Genomic DNA, 15,415 nt, shown 5'->3' with positions numbered 1-15,415 from the left:
CTTAATGCCCTAGTTGTTGGTAATACCGGAGGCTATCCATGATCGCCGGAGCTTCCGCATGGCAATTGATGTGCACCTGCCCCGGTGCGCCAATCAAGGAAAAATTGATCTTTTGGCCTTCGTTCTTTTTGTCGTTTCCCATTAAACGCAAATACGCTGAAAAGTTTTCTTCGGAAAGGACGTAATGGCCATAAATTTTGATGAAAAATGCAGTGATTTCGGCCAAATCGGCGGTTGTAAGGTATCCTTGTTGCTGAGACAACCAGGCTTCGGTGATCATCCCAATTGCAATCGCTTCACCATGCAACAAAGGGCGATCTGTTTCCAGCGCAAATCCTTCCACCGCGTGGCCGATGGTGTGACCGAAGTTCAGCGCCTTACGCAAGCCTCGTTCAAAGGGGTCTTCCTCTACCACGTGTTTTTTGATGAGCAAGGAGGGCACAATCAATTCTGCCCAGTTGACTATACTCAAGTCGCTGATGGTTTTGATTTTGTTCCATTGCTCCCCATCCTGGATCAGGCCATGTTTGATGATTTCGGCAAACCCACTGCGAATCTCACGGGAGGACAAGGTGCTCAAAAATGCTGGGTCGACAAAAACCGCCTGGGGATTACAAAATACCCCAATGCTGTTTTTGACCATGCCAAAATCGATGCCCAACTTACCTCCTATCGATGCATCTACTTGTGAAAGCAAGGTGGTAGGAACTTGTACAAAATCAACGCCTCGCTTGTAGGTGCTTGCACAAAAACCGCCCATGTCTCCAATCACTCCCCCACCTAAGTTGATGACCAATGCCTTGCGATCCAGGCCTGCATCCAACATTTGCTGCCAGATTTCCTGACAAGTCCCGATGTGTTTATGCTGTTCGCCGGGTGGGATTTTGATCAATAGGTAACTTTGAGTTCCAAGGGCGGCTGTCAAACGTGGCAGGCAATGTTGAGCCGTGTTCTCATCGGCAATGACCAAGATCTGGCTGTGTTTTTTTTCCGCTAGAAAGTTTTGCCATCCCGCTTCAATCGGACCAACGTAAATGTTGTAGTCACTAAGGGCTATTGTTTGCATGTGCTTCAATGAAATTAAAAAAATAAAAGTAGGCCATTCTCCCATTTTCACACACCTGAATCCATTTTTTTTGCTAAAAACAAAAACGTACTAACGTTTGTTAGTTTATAAAATCCCCTTAACTTGCAGTGGGCAAAAATAAGTGTCCATTTTTCTTGAGCCAAAGGATTAGATAAGACACTTGAAATGAATCGTTTCCTCATCTAATCCTTTGGCAAAATGAACACTTATTTTTTAACGCCCTTTTGCCGCATCAGGAAAAGAAACATGAAATTTCACACCTTAAAAGTCGCCGATATCCGCCGTGAGACCACTGATTGTGTCTCCGTTGCCATCCATATACCGGCTGAACTTCAGGAGCAATTCCAGTTTTCGGCAGGTCAATGCCTGTCTTTTAGGGTGAATTTGCACGGTGAAGAAATCCGTCGCTCTTATTCTATTTGTAGTAGCCCCCTTGACCAGGAATGGCGGGTGGCCATCAAAAAAGTACCCGGAGGTCTGTTTTCTACTTTTGCAAATGAGCATTTAAAGGTTGGAGACACCATCGAGGTCATGCCCCCGATGGGCAGATTTGGCCAACAAATTGAAGGTCAGGATGCCCAAACCTACCTTGCCTTCGCCGCCGGAAGTGGCATCACCCCTATCCTATCCATCCTCAAAACGGTACTCGCTACCCAACCGCAAAGCCGTTTTATTTTGCTCTATGGCAATCAAAACCGGCATTCCATTCTCTTCAAAGCAGAATTGGCAGCCTTGAAAAACCGCTACATGGGGCGTCTGAGCATATACCACATCTTAAGTAAAGAAATGGTTGATGCTGCCTTATTCCATGGGCGAATTGATGCGGAAAAATGTCGCTCATTTTTTCAAAAACTGATCCCCCTCGATAGAATTGACCAAACTTTTATTTGTGGCCCTGAAGACATGATCCATACTATAAAACAAACCTTGATTGAAGCCGCGCTTGATCCCCAAAAAATTCACTTTGAATTGTTTGGTGTAAAAAACAATGCCCCCAAACCCATTCCAATCAACGAAATTAAAGGCCCATTAAGCAAAGTCAAAATCCACCTGGATGGCAGCATTTTTGAAATCCCCGTTGCCTACGATGGAGAAAGTGTGCTGGAAGTGGCTTTGCGCAGTGGCGCTGATTTACCCTTTGCCTGCAAGGGTGGCGTTTGTTGCACTTGTCGGGCCAAGGTATTGTCGGGGGAGGTGAAAATGCAAGTCAATTATGCCCTCGAAGCGGATGAAGTTGCCGCAGGGTATGTTTTGACTTGTCAAAGCCACCCGCGCTCGGAGCAGGTGACTTTGGATTTTGATGCAAAATAAATAAATGACCATGGTAGCTCATCTGGATTTACAAACCCAATTCGACCTGCGGGTTGCCGAAGACCAGCGCATCGAGCCCAAAGACTGGATGCCCGAGCCTTATCGGCGTACCCTCATTCGGCAAATTTCCCAGCACGCCCATTCCGAAATCGTCGGGATGCTGCCGGAAGGAAACTGGATCACCCGAGCTCCATCCTTGCGGCGCAAAGCCGTGCTCCTGGCCAAAGTGCAGGATGAAGCCGGGCATGGATTGTACCTCTACAGCGCCGCCGAAACCCTGGGCACCAGCCGGGAACAAATGATCGATGACCTGCACAGCGGCAAGGCCAAATATTCCAGCATTTTTAATTACCCCACCCTCTCCTGGGCAGATATGGGGGTGATTGGTTGGCTGGTAGATGGGGCAGCCATCATGAATCAGGTGCCTTTATGCCGCACTTCTTATGGCCCTTACGCCCGAGCCATGGTGCGGATTTGTAAGGAAGAAAGTTTTCACCAGCGCCAGGGTTACGAAATCATGATGACCCTCGCCAAAGGCTCAGAAGCACAACGCGCCATGGCCCAGGATGCGCTCAACCGCTGGTGGTGGCCCGTACTGATGATGTTTGGCCCCAAAGACGACGAATCGCCCAACACGGCGCTGTCCATGCAGTGGAAAATCAAACGATTTACGAATGATGAGTTGCGGCAAAAATTTGTGGACGCGACCGTACCCCAGGCAGAATACCTCGGTTTGAGTATCCCCGATTCGGAACTAAAATGGAACGAAGCCCGCGGCCACTACGATTTTGGGCCCATCAACTGGGACGAATTTTGGGAAGTAGTCAAAGGCAATGGCCCTTGCAATCGCCAACGACTGGAAGCTCGCCGCAAGGCGCATGAGGAAGGGGAATGGGTGCGGGAGGCAGCAACGGCATACGCCAATAAGCGAAAAGTGAAAAGTGAAAAGTGAAAAGCTGGTACACCATTCGTTTTTCAACTGCTTGAATTGATTTTTCTGAGTTTAAAGTTTGGAATTAAAGTGAAAGCACATTTTTTTCACTTTTCACTTTTCACTTTTCACTTTTCACTTTTCACTTTTCACTTTCTTATGGACACACAATGGCCCCTTTGGGAAGTCTTCATCCGCAGCAAACAAGGGCTTGACCACAAACACGTGGGAAGCCTACATGCTGCCGACGCACAAATGGCGATGGAAAACGCCAGAGATGTGTATACCCGTCGCCGGGAAGGCGTGAGCATTTGGGTGGTGGAGTCGAAACACATTCACGCCTCAAACCCGGACGAACAAGAAGCCTTTTTTGATCCGGCTGACGACAAGGCTTACAGGCATCCGACTTTTTATGAAGTACCCGATTCACTCACCCACATTTAAAGCTGGACTATGTTTGTGGCCAATCGTTATCCCGAGGAAGTAAATGCCGCGCTGAGTGATTTTTTGCTACGCATGGCTGATACGAGCCTGGTTTTGGGGCACCGCCTGTCGGAATGGTGTGGGCATGGACCGATCCTGGAGCAGGACATTGCAATGTCCAATCTGGCGCTGGACCTGATCGGGCAAGCACGCAACTGGTACCAATTGGCAGCAACCCAACTTGGACAAGGGCAAAGTGAAGACGATTTAGCCTATCTCCGCGACGCTGGTCAATATCGAAATTTGTTGCTGGTGGAAGTGCCCAATGGTGATTTTGGGCAGACTGTACTGCGGCAGTTTTTTTTCGACGCCTACCATTACCATTATTTACAGGCCTTGACGGAATCTGGAGATGAAAACGTAGCCAATATTGCCATCAAATCCCTCAAAGAAGCTACCTATCATCTAAAATGGTCTTCAGAATGGGTGATCCGCCTGGGGGATGGTATCGAGGAAAGCCATCGGCGGATGGAAAATGCATTGCGGGAATTGTGGGAGTTCACCGGAGAGTTGACGACTCCAAATGCGACCGATCAACTGCTTGCGGTAATGGGCCTAACGCCCGATTTGAGTTTGATCCGCCCTTTGTGGGAACAACAAGTTCAAGCCGTTTTGGCGGAAGCTACCCTTGAAATTCCCAATCGGGCCTGGATGCAAAAAGGGGGTAAAAATGGCATACATACCGAGCACCTGGGCTTCTTGTTGGCCGAAATGCAATTTTTACAACGGGCTTACCCCAATTGTGAATGGTGACGATATCAAATATAAAATGCAAAAAAACGATCACGACATCTGGCAAATCCTGGAATCCGTCCACGACCCGGAAATCCCGGTCCTCAGCGTGGTAGACCTAGGCGTTGTGCGCAGCGTAGCGCAAAATGAAACAGGCCTGGAAATCAAAATCACCCCTACCTACTCCGGCTGCCCGGCTATGGATACCATCGCCCTGGACATCAAGAGCGCTTTGGAACAAGTGGGATACAAAATGGTAAAAGTAAGTTTGATTCTGCAACCTGCTTGGACAACAGATTGGCTTTCCGAAGCAGGCAAACAAAAACTCCTGGCCTACGGCATTGCCCCCCCGGTTGAACCACTCACCAGCACCAAAGCTTTGTTTGGTGCCGAGCCAATCGTATCTTGCCCACAGTGTAGCTCCCAACATACCATTATGCTGAGCCGCTTTGGTTCCACGGCCTGCAAGGCGCTGTACCGCTGCGAGGAATGCCTGGAGCCCTTCGATTATTTCAAATGCTTGCGCTAGACGAATGAAAATAGGAATAGTAGGAACTGGAACCATGGGAGCAGGGATTGCTCAAGTAGCGGCTCAAGCTGGTCATGAGGTCTTTTTGTACGATGCACAACCCCAGGTTGGCCAACAAGCTTTGGCCCGAATTGACCAAAGCCTACAAAAAGAAGTGGAAAAAGGCCGCTCAAACCCCACTGCGGTCATGGCCACTATGCAACGCATCGCCTGGGTGGATCAGTTGGAAAAATTTCGTCCCTGCGACTGGGTCATCGAAGCCATTGTAGAGGATTTGACCATCAAACAAGAATTGTTCAGCCGTTTGGAAAAAGTAGTCAACCCCTCCTGCCTTTTGGCCACCAATACTTCTTCACTTTCCGTGAGTGCCATCGCCGCCAGTTGTGAGCGGCCCGAACGGGTGTTGGGTATGCACTTTTTTAACCCGGTACCTTTGATGCAATTGGTGGAAGTGATCCCGGCGATTCAGACAAATGAACAATGGCTGGATTGGGTAAAAGAAGAGTTGGAGCGCTGGGGGAAAATGCCCGTGGTGGCCAAAGACACCCCTGGTTTCATCGTCAACCGCATTGCCCGCCCTTATTATACCGAGGCTATACGCATTCTGGACGAAGGAATTGCCGATTGTGCCACCATTGATGCAGCCATGACCAGCCTGGGTGGCTTCCGCATGGGCCCTTTCCAATTGATGGACTTCATTGGCCACGATGTGAATTTTCGGGTGACCGAGAGTTTGTACCAAAGTTGTTACCAGGAGCCGCGTTACCGGCCTTCTTTTTCCCAAAAACGATTGTTTGAAGCAGGCTATTGGGGTAAAAAAACAGGTCGGGGCTTTTATGATTACAGTCGGGAAATGCCCAAGGCTAGCACCGATGAAGTTTTATTGCAACAGGTTTTTGAACGCATTCTAATGATGCTCATCAATGAAGCGGCCGATGCACTGCATTGGAATATTGCTTCGCGGGAGGACATCGATTTGGCGATGATGAAGGGGATGAACTTCCCCAAAGGGCCCCTAGAATGGGCGGAAAAATGGAGCATTGCCCATTGTGTACAATCGATGGATGACTTATTTGCTTATTATCATGAGGAACGGTATCGCTGTAGTGCGGGGCTTCGGCGGATGAAATAGGCCAACTTCGATTTCACACCTCAGCTGCCACCCTCATACTCCAGGCTTCTGGCTTCCCTGCAAACAAAACCTTCGTCTTGCTCCAGGTATTTCGAAACAAGTCCGACTGCCGATACACTTCTAATGCTTCGGGGCCATCCCAGAGGCTAAAGGTGAACATCACCTCGGGTTGGTCTTCCAGGTGTAAAAGTTCCAAGTGTTGGCAGCCAGGGAAATTGCGAATCAGGTTCTTACTGTCTTCAAAAATGACCAGGAAGTCCGCAATACGGTCTTTTTGGAAGGTCATTTTCACCATTCGTTTCAGCATAAAAGCTAATTTTTAAAGTCAATTTGGATCGTATCTTCCAATTTCAACCCCAGCATGCTACTCGCTTTGCCCATGTTGATGGCCAATTCCAGGTAATCGGCAGAGTTGATCAGGCAGAGGGTTTCACCTACGGCGACATCGAAATAATTGCGACTCAATTTGAGGATGGGGTCATGGCGTTTGAAGTACAGCTCAAATTCGCGGTTCTTGCCGATCCGTTCGAACAATTCCCGACTGATGTTGCTGATCACATTTTCGTACTGATCGATGTAAATGACCGCGCCCCGGATGCGATTGGGACTGATCACGGGTTGGAAAGTGATCCGTTGTACCATATCGGTGATGGGCTCGGCAAACGCTTCGAATTTTTGGCCTTGGGTCAGGTGCCAAACCGTTTGAGCAAAGACATCTTTGATGGGAAAAACACTGGCCTCGGGCACTGGTAAGGAATAAACCGGCTCTTCCAACTGGTCAAACAACAAGGCAAACAAGCCATTGTCAGGCGCAATAAAATGGTGCCCAGCGTATTCCAACCCCAAAAAGCGTTGTTCCGTGCTGGCCAAATCATTGACTCCAATCAAATGGATGCTGCCTTCGGGGAAATTTTTCCAGGTATTGCGCAGAATAAAAGCAGCCTGGACAATGTCATAATTGTTGATGTTGTGCGACACGTCCACAATCATCAAATCGGGTTTAGCACACAACAAAGCACCTTTGACCAGTGCGGAGTAGTAGTCTTGTAAGCCAAAATCGGTGGTCAAAGTTACAATAGCCATCCTAGAGCGTTTTCCATTTATTTAGGCACAAAAATGATTTTATCCTAGTTCGATCGGCGCTAAAATCTTAATTTTACCCAAGATTTGAGCAAGTAATGGAACAAAATTATTGTTTCAAACCTTTGCTTGTATATAAATACTTTTCTAAAACCTTTTTGCTCATAAACTAAAACGACGGAGGGACTATTGAGCGAAATCATTTTAACCGTAGACGGCGTTGATCCACTGGAACTTTTCGGGGAAAACAACGCAAAACTGAACCTCTTACGCAAGGCATTTCCAGAAATCACCATTACCTCGCGGGGTAATAATCTGAAACTGGCCGGCGAAAAGAAATTCACCCAGGCTGCCAAAGCCAAATTCGAAATGATGGTCAAGTTGCTCAAAGAGCAGCATGCCCTTTCGACACAAGCGGTAGAAGACTTATTGCTGGGGGAAAACCTGTGGGAAACCCGCTTGCCGGAGTCGGACAACAACCGCACCATCCTGCACACCCGCGATGGCAAACCGATCAGGGCAAAAACCGTAAACCAAAGAAAATTGGTTGAGGCTACCGAGCACAATGACATTGTGTTTGCAGTAGGTCCCGCTGGTACAGGCAAAACCTACACCGCAGTTGCCCTGGCTGTGCGCGCGCTCAAAAACCGCAAGGTCAAAAAGATCATCCTGACGCGCCCGGCAGTAGAAGCGGGGGAAAGCCTGGGTTTTTTACCCGGCGACCTCAAGGAAAAAATCGATCCTTACCTGCGCCCGCTGTATGACGCACTGGACGACATGATAGCCCCGGACAAACTGGCGCAATTCATGGCCAACCGCATCATCGAGATCGCGCCACTAGCGTTCATGCGGGGGCGTACCCTCGACAATGCTTTTATCATCCTGGACGAAGCGCAGAACTGCTCCACGCTCCAGCTCAAGATGTTCCTGACGCGCCTTGGGCCCAGTGCTCAATGTGTCATCACTGGCGACTTGTCGCAGATCGATTTGCCTTTTAACCAAAAATCGGGTTTGTACCGGGCGCTCCAGATCTTGCGCCATGTAGATGGCATTGCCGAAGTCGAGCTTAACGCCGACGATGTGGTTCGCCACCGCCTGGTAAAGGAAATCATCAACGCGTACGAAAAGTCGGACAAGGCGATGCGGGATAGGGCCGAGCGGGAAGAAGCCGAACGGGAAGAAAAAGCTGCGCAAAAAGAACTACCCAGGGAAGAGGAATAAAAAAGCGGGTTTCAGTGTTCCATTCGGCACTTCGACTACGCTCAGTGACCGGATTGGAACCCTGGAACCCAAAATAAACAACATGACTTCAACCGTTACTTACTTGGGTGAGCTGCGCACCACTGCCACCCACCTGGCTTCGAGTACTAGCATCATTACTGATGCACCGGTAGACAACCACGGGAAAGGAGAAGCATTTTCTCCAACCGACCTGGTGGCTACGGCCTTGGCCAATTGTGCCCTCACCGTGATGGGCATTGGTGCTCGGGAGCGCGGTATCGACATGGATGGCGCAGAGGCCAGCATCACCAAACACATGGTTGCCAACCCTCGGCGCATTTCCAAAATTGAAATGACCATCACTTTTCCCGAGGGCAAAACCTACGATGACAAACAAAAGCAAATTTTAGAGCAAATTGGCTACAATTGCCCCGTTGCCAAAAGTCTGCATCCCGATATCGAACAGGCCATCACCTTCATCTGGCCTTAAGCACACATAAACCATGGCTTTAGCCGTGTAACGCAGCCAACCCACGGATTCATCCGTGGGAGGCCACACTTCGCCCCAACCCACGTTTAATCGTGGGCGGTGAGCAAGAATACCCAAGCACCATGTACGCTATACGCAAAACCAACGCTACTTTATCCGGCGAAATCACCCTCGCTGGTTCCAAAAGCATCAGCAACCGCAGCCTCATCATTCGGGCATTGTGCGGCGAAAACTTCCCCATTACCCTTTTGGCTAATGCCAAAGACACTGATCTTTTGCAGAGCCTGCTAGCCAGCACCGATCCAATTCGGGACGCAGGTGCGGCAGGCACCACCTTTCGCTTCATGACCGCTTATCTGTCTACCCAGCCCGGCACTCAAACCCTGACGGGTACCGAGCGGATGAAGCAACGCCCCATTGGGGTCCTGGTGGATGCCCTGCGTACCTTAGGCGCCCACATCGAATACCTGGAAAAAGAAGGTTATCCCCCCTTGCTCATTGGCCCGCCCGACAATTTCGGCATCAACAATAAAGTGCAAATCTCGGCGGGTACGAGCAGCCAATACATCTCTGCGTTACTCATGATTGCCCCCACTTTGTCCAATGGACTGGAGCTAGAATTGGTGGGCAAAATTGTATCGCGGCCCTACATCGAGATGACTTTGGCCCAAATGGCTTATTTCGGCGTAGCACACGAATGGGAAGGGCAGTACATTTGGGTGGCCCCGCAGCAATACCAAGCGCGGCCATTTGTGGTGGAAGCCGATTGGTCGGCAGCTTCATACTATTACATCATGGCAGCTTTTGCAGAAGAGGTTGACTTGCAACTCAATGGGTTATTTACCGAAAGTTTGCAAGGGGATGCGGTTTTGACTGAGATCATGGCGCATTTGGGGGTAAAAACTGCCTTCAACGATAAAGGAATTCACTTAAGCAAAAGTGGGCAACCGTTGCTGGAGGTGTTTGAATACAATTTTTTGCTTTGTCCCGATTTGGCGCAGTCCATTGCCGTAGTGTGTGCTGGTCTGGGTGTAACTGGCCGTTTTACCGGGCTGGAAACCCTGCGCATCAAAGAAACGGATCGGATTGCGGCACTGGATCAGGAATTGGCCAAAGTAGGGGTTAAAGTGATCGAAGAAGGGGTAGCCAATGACGGGAAGGAGTATTTCCTCATTGAAGGGAAAGCTCAAATGCCAAGCCCTGCGCCGGAATTTGCAACTTATGAAGACCACCGCATGGCAATGGCTTTTGCACCGCTGGCCTTTTTGGGAGAAGTTAAAATCCATGAGCCAGAGGTAGTGGTGAAGTCGTATCCTGATTTTTGGAGGGATTTGAAACAGGTGGGTTTTGAAATAATTGAATAAATTCTTCGTGCTACCTCCTGAGGTGAATCCTTTATTGCCTTAGGTTTCTTCGGTGGTGAAAAGAACTTATTTTACCACCTAAGAAACCTAAGGCACTAAAGGATTCACCTCAGGAGATAGAAGTAGGCGTGCTGATTTACCCCGCCCAACTCTCCCGATCCAAACTCCGGAAATGAATCGCCTCCGCCAAATGTTCAATCAAGATTTTTTCTGAGCCTGCCAAATCCGCCGCGGTACGCGCGACTTTCAAAATTCGATCATAAGCCCGTGCCGAAAGTTGCAGTTTCTCCATCGCTTTTTTGACCAGAATTTGTCCAGCCGGATCTATCTTACACACCTCTTGTACCATTCTGCCCGGCATCTGGGCATTGCTGTAAATGTTCATCCCTGTAAAACGGTGAGCCTGGAATTCTCGGGCAGCCACCACCCGAGCGGCAATGTCTTTGCTGGTTTCGGTGGGGCGTTCATCACTAGCCAGTTCATCATAGCTGACGGGCGTAACTTCCACGTGTAGGTCGATGCGATCCAGTAAGGGGCCAGAGATTTTGGTCAGATACCGTTTTACTACACCAGGCCCACAAACACATTCTTTGTCCGGGTGATTGTAGTACCCACAAGGACAGGGATTCATGGAAGAAACCAGCATAAAACTGGAAGGATAATCCACGGAGCTTTTGGCGCGGGAAATGGTGACGCGCCGTTCTTCCATCGGCTGGCGCATCACTTCCAGCACGCTGCGCTTGAATTCCGGCAATTCATCCAAAAAAAGTACGCCATTGTGCGCCAAGGAAATTTCCCCGGGCATCGGGTTAGATCCGCCGCCTACCAGGGCCACATCACTGATGGTATGATGTGGTGAACGAAAAGGGCGCGTGGTAACCAGGGCCGCATTCCTGGCCAATACTCCAGCTACAGAATGAATTTTGGTCGTTTCCAAGGCCTCCTGTAAATTCAATGGCGGCAAAATAGTAGGCAAACGCCGTGCCAGCATGGTTTTTCCTGCTCCCGGAGGTCCGATCAAAATGACGTTGTGGCCTCCCGCTGCGGCAATTTCCAAGGCACGTTTGATGTTTTGCTGGCCTTTTACATCCGAAAAATCCACATCGTAATTGCTCAAGTTGTTAAAGAACTCATCGCGGGTTTCGACCACCACTGGTTCCAAACTTGAATGTCCATTCAAAATGTCGGTTGCCTCTTCCAGGTTTTCTACGCCATACACTTCTATGCCACTGACAATGGCGGCTTCGCGAGCGTTTTGTTTGGGCAAAATGATGCCTCGATATTTTTCTTTACGCGCCTGAATGGCGATCGGTAAAGCACCTTTGATGGGACGCAACAAACCATCCAATGACAATTCGCCCATGATGATGAACTCACTCAGGCGGTCTCCGTTGATTTGTCCACTGGCAGCCAAAACCCCCATCGCGATGGGCAAATCGTAGGCGGAACCTTCCTTGCGAATATCGGCAGGCGCGAGATTGACGACGGTTTTGGCTCGAGGCATGCGGTAGCCTCTGCAAAAAATGGCCGCTTCAATGCGCTGAAATCCTTCACGAATGGCATTATCCGGTAAACCCACCAGATGGTAATAATTGGTACCAACTACGGGTTGTCCACCTGAATTCACTTCCACTGTAATGGTGCGGGCGTCCACTCCATGAACCGCACTGGCAAATGCTTTGACCAACATATTTTATGACATAAATAAGGTGTGGCTCAATTGATGATACTAGACTTTATGCATAGTAAAGTCTGATCCATTGAACAAATGCTGTTTCAATAAAAAGTTGTGGAAATTGTCATAAAGCCCTGGATTGATCCATGAGCCAAAGGTAAGGCAGTTGTAAAAATAAACCTTTTTTTGATTTGGTCAAAAAATTATTTATCTGATTTATAGCACACCAGCCACCACCGTTCCTTCCACCAAAGCCAGCTGAACGTTCAAGTCTTGATCCAAAACCAACACGTCGGCGTCTTTGCCCACTTCCAGGGAACCCTTTTGTTGATCCAAACCGATGGCTTTGGCCGGATTGAGGGAAGCCATGTGCAGGGCCTCCTGTAATGTTGCACTGGTGTATTCCACAAACAACTGCACCGCCCGATTCATGGTCAAACGGCTGCCAGACAGAGTGCCGTCGGGTAAAAAACACGCGCGATCAGTCACTTTGACCAAACGATCAAAGAAGTAAAATTCCTTGATGTCGGTCCCAGCGGGTAGCAAAGAATCGGTGACCAAACAAATTTTACTGGCTCCTTTAGCCTGATAGGCCAATTCCAAACCAGCCGGATGAACGTGTACTCCATCGGGAATGATTTGTACCATGGCAGATTGTTCGGTCAAAAAAGCGCCTGCGCCACCCGGCGCACGATGGCCAAAACCATTCATGGCGTTGAACAAGTGCGTGCAGATCTGCATGCCCTTGCGAATCCAGTGGGTAGCGGTATCGTAATCGGCCGCAGAGTGGCCAAAACTAGCGACAACCCCTTGTTGCCAAACGTATTCGATTAATTCAGCAGCACCGGGTAATTCGGGGGCAATCGTCATCAATTTTATCCTACCACCACTGGAGTCCTGTAGGGGTTGAAACAACTCAATACTGGGCGTTTGTAACCATTCCAGCTTGTGCGCACCGCGCCGTTCGGGTGCCAGGAAGCAACTTTCGAGGTGAACACCCAATACCTTGGCGCGTTGGGTCTGGGCTGGGCTTTTTTGCGCAACCTGGTCAATGGCCTTTAGGGCGCGGTGCAACAACGGAATTTCAGCCGTGACGGTAGAAACCAACATGCCCGTGGTGCCGAATTGGGCGTGGGTATGCAAAACGGTTTCTACCGACGCGGGATCAGCGTCCAAAACCGAAGCTCCCCCTCCGCCATAAATGTGTAGATCGATGAACCCCGGAGAGACAATACGTCCCTCTACATCGATGACCATGGTGTCCGGGCTTACATTTTGGAAAGGTTCGGCGGAAATGGCTTTGATGCGGCCATTTTCCAGCCAGATGTGGCCACCTTGGATGATTTGATGGGGTTGGTAGATGGTACCGTTTTGGAGGATAAGAGAGTTCATATTGGACTGTTTGGCTTTTATTCGTCAGTATACTTGTAAAGTTTTTCGACCGAAATTTGACCATCTTTATGTCGAACAGTCAAATAATACATTCCGGCAGGCAATCTAGCACAGGTAATGGAAGTTGTACCATCCAAAGTTACTTTTTGTTGCAAACTTCGACGACCTAAATGATCAAAAAGGGCCAACTCATCACCAGCCTTGAGTCCTTGCACCTGGAAACTTGAGTTAAAAGGGTTGGGATATATTTTGAGTGTGCCAACTTTGTTCGGATTTTTTGTGGGTACGATAAAGCTGGAATTAAACACTTGGATTCCAGCGGGGGAACTCAAACCTGCCGATTTATCTGCAAGCTTGGTAATGTCGCTCCCATTTAAGCTAGTACGGTAAAGGATGCCAGAACCATCATCAGTCCAGTACAAATGCCCTTTGGAATTGTCAACCCAAATCCCTTCTACCCGGTCAGAAGCAGTTGGTCTAACCAATACTATATCTACATTCCCACTATCAATGGGCACCCTTTTGATTCTAGGAGTACTTCGCTCACCAAAGTAGAGGTAGCCGCCAATTTTATCTAGCGCCAAACCTATAGGGGTGCTCAAATTTTGAGCCAGCGTTTTTTGTTGACCTCCACTCAGGTTGGCACGCATCACTTTTTGGGTTCCCCAATCCGACCAAAACAAATAGCCCCTTTCAACATCTAGTGCCAGATCGGTGGGGTTGGAAGCTCCGCTCACGATCTTTTCTACACTAGTACCATTAAGGTTCGAACGATACAACCCTGAATTGTCTCTATCTGTCCAGTACAGTTTTTTGTTTTTTAAATCAAGACCGATTCCAAATGGCCTTTTCACCGTACTGGAAGGAATAATCACTTGCTGTTGACTTCCATCCAATTTTGCTTTTCTGATTGAAGTGGAAGAAGAGCGGTCGTCCGAAAAACTACTGTGTTGGTTCACCCAATAAATCCATTTGTCTACCGTGTCAATGGCAAATCTGGTGGGTTGATAAACGGGGGTTGTTGCCAATACTTTGCGGTTACTTCCATTCAGATCAGCGGTGTACAAGTAGTCGCCATAAGCCAAATCCAACCAGCACAACTTATTCCCCAAGAGGGTCATGCTTGTAGGTGTGGAGGTTATGCCAGCTAATTTTACACGTCCAGTACCGTCCGTATTGATGGAGAATATTTCATCAAAGATGTTGTAAGTGCAATACAGTTTAGAACTATCGCTGGAAAATGAAAATCCATCCACAAAAGCATCGATAACGTTTACTTTATTGCTTCCATCTGGATTCGCTTTGCGCACTCCAGAACAAACTGAAGCCCCACAGTATTCACGCCAGTAGAGCTTTTTCTCGCGGGGATGGTAAATGAGGTTATTGGCACTGGCCAAGTCACTCAGGATGGCTACCCCTCCCTTCCCGTTGGCATTTTGTTTAAGGATTTTACTATTTGAAGCAGTACTCCAATAAACTAAACCATTGATGACTACAACATCCCGGGCATCGGAAACCGCGGTTACGATGGTTTCCAGTTGAGTGCCATCCGTATTCATTCTTAAGATGGAAGTTCCCTGAATGAAGTAGAGCTTGTTTTGATCAAATGTTAAACCCTGGAGTTTATCAGTACTTTTGTACACCAATTCAGGCACACCGCCACTTAATCCGATTCGCCAGATGGCATTTCCACCGGATTCAGACCAATACAGTTTTTGTTCACTTACGTTGGTTTCCAAATCAAGTGGAATCTGACGGCTCAGAATTTTTTCAATTTTGGTGCCATCGGCATTCGCTTTGGAAATGTTGCCAGCCAGGTCAGTCCAAATGATTTTTGCCTGACTAAAGAGGGTGATGGGCAATAGCATCAAGAGACACAAAGCCCATTTTACTGAGCATGAGGAATGTTTAACTTGCATAAATCTTTGTTTTTGCCACAATATACGGGCGTCACAAAATATAAATGGCTATGCTGTGTTAAATTAAGT

15 protein-coding genes are annotated in these 15,415 nt (G+C 48.5%); 9 read left to right on the top strand and 6 right to left on the bottom strand.

The window, feature by feature from the left end:
* Position 1: 1 nt before the first annotated feature.
* The gene (aroB, locus tag ACEW9O_RS07905; RefSeq protein WP_373549601.1) at positions 2 to 1,066 is read right to left on the bottom strand and encodes a 3-dehydroquinate synthase; all 1,065 of its coding nucleotides are present in this window, start codon (positions 1,064 to 1,066) and stop codon (positions 2 to 4) included.
* 267 nt (positions 1,067 to 1,333) lie between these two features.
* Between aroB and paaE the strand changes: the two genes are divergently transcribed.
* The 6 genes from paaE to ACEW9O_RS07875 all read left to right on the top strand — a co-directional run bounded on the left by paaE (position 1,334) and on the right by ACEW9O_RS07875 (position 6,205).
* Entirely contained in the window at positions 1,334 to 2,398 is a 1,065-nt protein-coding gene (gene paaE / locus ACEW9O_RS07900; protein ID WP_373549600.1) for a 1,2-phenylacetyl-CoA epoxidase subunit PaaE, read from the top strand.
* 10 nt (positions 2,399 to 2,408) lie between these two features.
* A complete protein-coding gene (gene paaA / locus ACEW9O_RS07895) occupies positions 2,409 to 3,350 on the top strand; it encodes a 1,2-phenylacetyl-CoA epoxidase subunit PaaA (RefSeq protein ID WP_373549625.1) in 942 nt (313 codons plus the stop codon).
* A 138-nt stretch (positions 3,351 to 3,488) separates the two neighbouring features.
* Entirely contained in the window at positions 3,489 to 3,773 is a 285-nt protein-coding gene (gene paaB, locus ACEW9O_RS07890; RefSeq protein ID WP_320028914.1) for a 1,2-phenylacetyl-CoA epoxidase subunit PaaB, read from the top strand.
* A 9-nt stretch (positions 3,774 to 3,782) separates the two neighbouring features.
* Positions 3,783 to 4,565 (top strand): 1,2-phenylacetyl-CoA epoxidase subunit PaaC, encoded by a 783-nt coding sequence (paaC, locus tag ACEW9O_RS07885; protein ID WP_373549599.1) that lies wholly within the window; start codon positions 3,783 to 3,785, stop codon positions 4,563 to 4,565.
* Between the two features lie 16 nt (positions 4,566 to 4,581).
* Positions 4,582 to 5,073, top strand: a complete 492-nt coding sequence (paaD, locus tag ACEW9O_RS07880; protein WP_373549598.1) for a 1,2-phenylacetyl-CoA epoxidase subunit PaaD — start codon at positions 4,582 to 4,584, stop codon at positions 5,071 to 5,073.
* A gap of 4 nt (positions 5,074 to 5,077) precedes the next feature.
* Complete coding sequence (locus tag ACEW9O_RS07875; RefSeq protein WP_373549597.1) at positions 5,078 to 6,205, top strand: 3-hydroxyacyl-CoA dehydrogenase NAD-binding domain-containing protein; 1,128 nt, start codon at positions 5,078 to 5,080, stop codon at positions 6,203 to 6,205.
* A 13-nt stretch (positions 6,206 to 6,218) separates the two neighbouring features.
* Here ACEW9O_RS07875 and ACEW9O_RS07870 read toward each other — a convergent pair whose 3' ends face one another.
* Together ACEW9O_RS07870 and ACEW9O_RS07865 are read right to left on the bottom strand one after the other, a co-directional pair.
* Positions 6,219 to 6,512: a putative quinol monooxygenase gene (locus ACEW9O_RS07870; RefSeq protein WP_373549596.1), complete on the bottom strand. Its 294-nt coding sequence runs from the start codon at positions 6,510 to 6,512 to the stop codon at positions 6,219 to 6,221.
* Between the two features lie 5 nt (positions 6,513 to 6,517).
* A complete protein-coding gene (locus tag ACEW9O_RS07865; RefSeq protein WP_373549595.1) occupies positions 6,518 to 7,288 on the bottom strand; it encodes an S-adenosyl-l-methionine hydroxide adenosyltransferase family protein in 771 nt (256 codons plus the stop codon).
* A gap of 186 nt (positions 7,289 to 7,474) precedes the next feature.
* Here ACEW9O_RS07865 and ACEW9O_RS07860 point away from each other — a divergent pair, with 186 nt between their 5' ends.
* The 3 genes from ACEW9O_RS07860 (at position 7,475) to ACEW9O_RS07850 (ending at position 10,360) form a co-directional block, all read left to right on the top strand.
* Positions 7,475 to 8,506 (top strand): PhoH family protein, encoded by a 1,032-nt coding sequence (locus tag ACEW9O_RS07860; protein ID WP_373549594.1) that lies wholly within the window; start codon positions 7,475 to 7,477, stop codon positions 8,504 to 8,506.
* An 82-nt stretch (positions 8,507 to 8,588) separates the two neighbouring features.
* Positions 8,589 to 8,996 carry an OsmC family protein gene (locus tag ACEW9O_RS07855; RefSeq protein ID WP_373549593.1) on the top strand — a complete coding sequence of 136 codons (408 nt, stop codon included), beginning with the start codon at positions 8,589 to 8,591 and terminating at the stop codon, positions 8,994 to 8,996.
* Between the two features lie 122 nt (positions 8,997 to 9,118).
* A complete protein-coding gene (locus tag ACEW9O_RS07850; RefSeq protein ID WP_373549592.1) occupies positions 9,119 to 10,360 on the top strand; it encodes a 3-phosphoshikimate 1-carboxyvinyltransferase in 1,242 nt (413 codons plus the stop codon).
* A 136-nt stretch (positions 10,361 to 10,496) separates the two neighbouring features.
* Here the strand turns inward: ACEW9O_RS07850 and ACEW9O_RS07845 are convergent, their stop codons facing one another.
* The 3 genes from ACEW9O_RS07845 to ACEW9O_RS07835 all read right to left on the bottom strand — a co-directional run bounded on the left by ACEW9O_RS07845 (position 10,497) and on the right by ACEW9O_RS07835 (position 15,346).
* A complete protein-coding gene (locus ACEW9O_RS07845; protein WP_373549591.1) occupies positions 10,497 to 12,050 on the bottom strand; it encodes a YifB family Mg chelatase-like AAA ATPase in 1,554 nt (517 codons plus the stop codon).
* Positions 12,051 to 12,251: 201 nt separating this feature from the next.
* Positions 12,252 to 13,427, bottom strand: a complete 1,176-nt coding sequence (nagA, locus tag ACEW9O_RS07840; protein ID WP_373549590.1) for an N-acetylglucosamine-6-phosphate deacetylase — start codon at positions 13,425 to 13,427, stop codon at positions 12,252 to 12,254.
* Positions 13,428 to 13,444: 17 nt separating this feature from the next.
* Positions 13,445 to 15,346, bottom strand: coding sequence for a DUF5050 domain-containing protein (locus ACEW9O_RS07835; RefSeq protein ID WP_373549589.1), 1,902 nt, complete (start codon positions 15,344 to 15,346; stop codon positions 13,445 to 13,447).
* Between the last annotated feature and the right edge of the window lie 69 nt (positions 15,347 to 15,415).

The organism is Haliscomenobacter sp., from assembly GCF_041740695.1.
GTDB lineage: Bacteria > Bacteroidota > Bacteroidia > Chitinophagales > Saprospiraceae > Haliscomenobacter.
The sequence above is the reverse complement of the archived record's forward strand: the minus strand, read 5'-3'. Positions and strand labels throughout refer to the sequence as shown.

What these genes read in the sequence shown, in the direction of transcription:
- ACEW9O_RS07850 (WP_373549592.1), top strand. Translation starts at nt 9,119, where the DNA reads ATGTACGCTATACGCAAAACCAACGCTACTTTATCCGGCGAAATCACC.
- ACEW9O_RS07845 (WP_373549591.1), bottom strand. Translation starts at nt 12,050, where the DNA reads ATGTTGGTCAAAGCATTTGCCAGTGCGGTTCATGGAGTGGACGCCCGC.
- aroB (WP_373549601.1), bottom strand. Translation starts at nt 1,066, where the DNA reads ATGCAAACAATAGCCCTTAGTGACTACAACATTTACGTTGGTCCGATT.
- ACEW9O_RS07855 (WP_373549593.1), top strand. Translation starts at nt 8,589, where the DNA reads ATGACTTCAACCGTTACTTACTTGGGTGAGCTGCGCACCACTGCCACC.
- paaE (WP_373549600.1), top strand. Translation starts at nt 1,334, where the DNA reads ATGAAATTTCACACCTTAAAAGTCGCCGATATCCGCCGTGAGACCACT.
- paaC (WP_373549599.1), top strand. Translation starts at nt 3,783, where the DNA reads ATGTTTGTGGCCAATCGTTATCCCGAGGAAGTAAATGCCGCGCTGAGT.
- paaB (WP_320028914.1), top strand. Translation starts at nt 3,489, where the DNA reads ATGGACACACAATGGCCCCTTTGGGAAGTCTTCATCCGCAGCAAACAA.
- paaD (WP_373549598.1), top strand. Translation starts at nt 4,582, where the DNA reads ATGCAAAAAAACGATCACGACATCTGGCAAATCCTGGAATCCGTCCAC.
- ACEW9O_RS07875 (WP_373549597.1), top strand. Translation starts at nt 5,078, where the DNA reads ATGAAAATAGGAATAGTAGGAACTGGAACCATGGGAGCAGGGATTGCT.
- ACEW9O_RS07865 (WP_373549595.1), bottom strand. Translation starts at nt 7,288, where the DNA reads ATGGCTATTGTAACTTTGACCACCGATTTTGGCTTACAAGACTACTAC.
- ACEW9O_RS07870 (WP_373549596.1), bottom strand. Translation starts at nt 6,512, where the DNA reads ATGCTGAAACGAATGGTGAAAATGACCTTCCAAAAAGACCGTATTGCG.
- nagA (WP_373549590.1), bottom strand. Translation starts at nt 13,427, where the DNA reads ATGAACTCTCTTATCCTCCAAAACGGTACCATCTACCAACCCCATCAA.
- ACEW9O_RS07835 (WP_373549589.1), bottom strand. Translation starts at nt 15,346, where the DNA reads ATGCAAGTTAAACATTCCTCATGCTCAGTAAAATGGGCTTTGTGTCTC.
- paaA (WP_373549625.1), top strand. Translation starts at nt 2,409, where the DNA reads ATGGTAGCTCATCTGGATTTACAAACCCAATTCGACCTGCGGGTTGCC.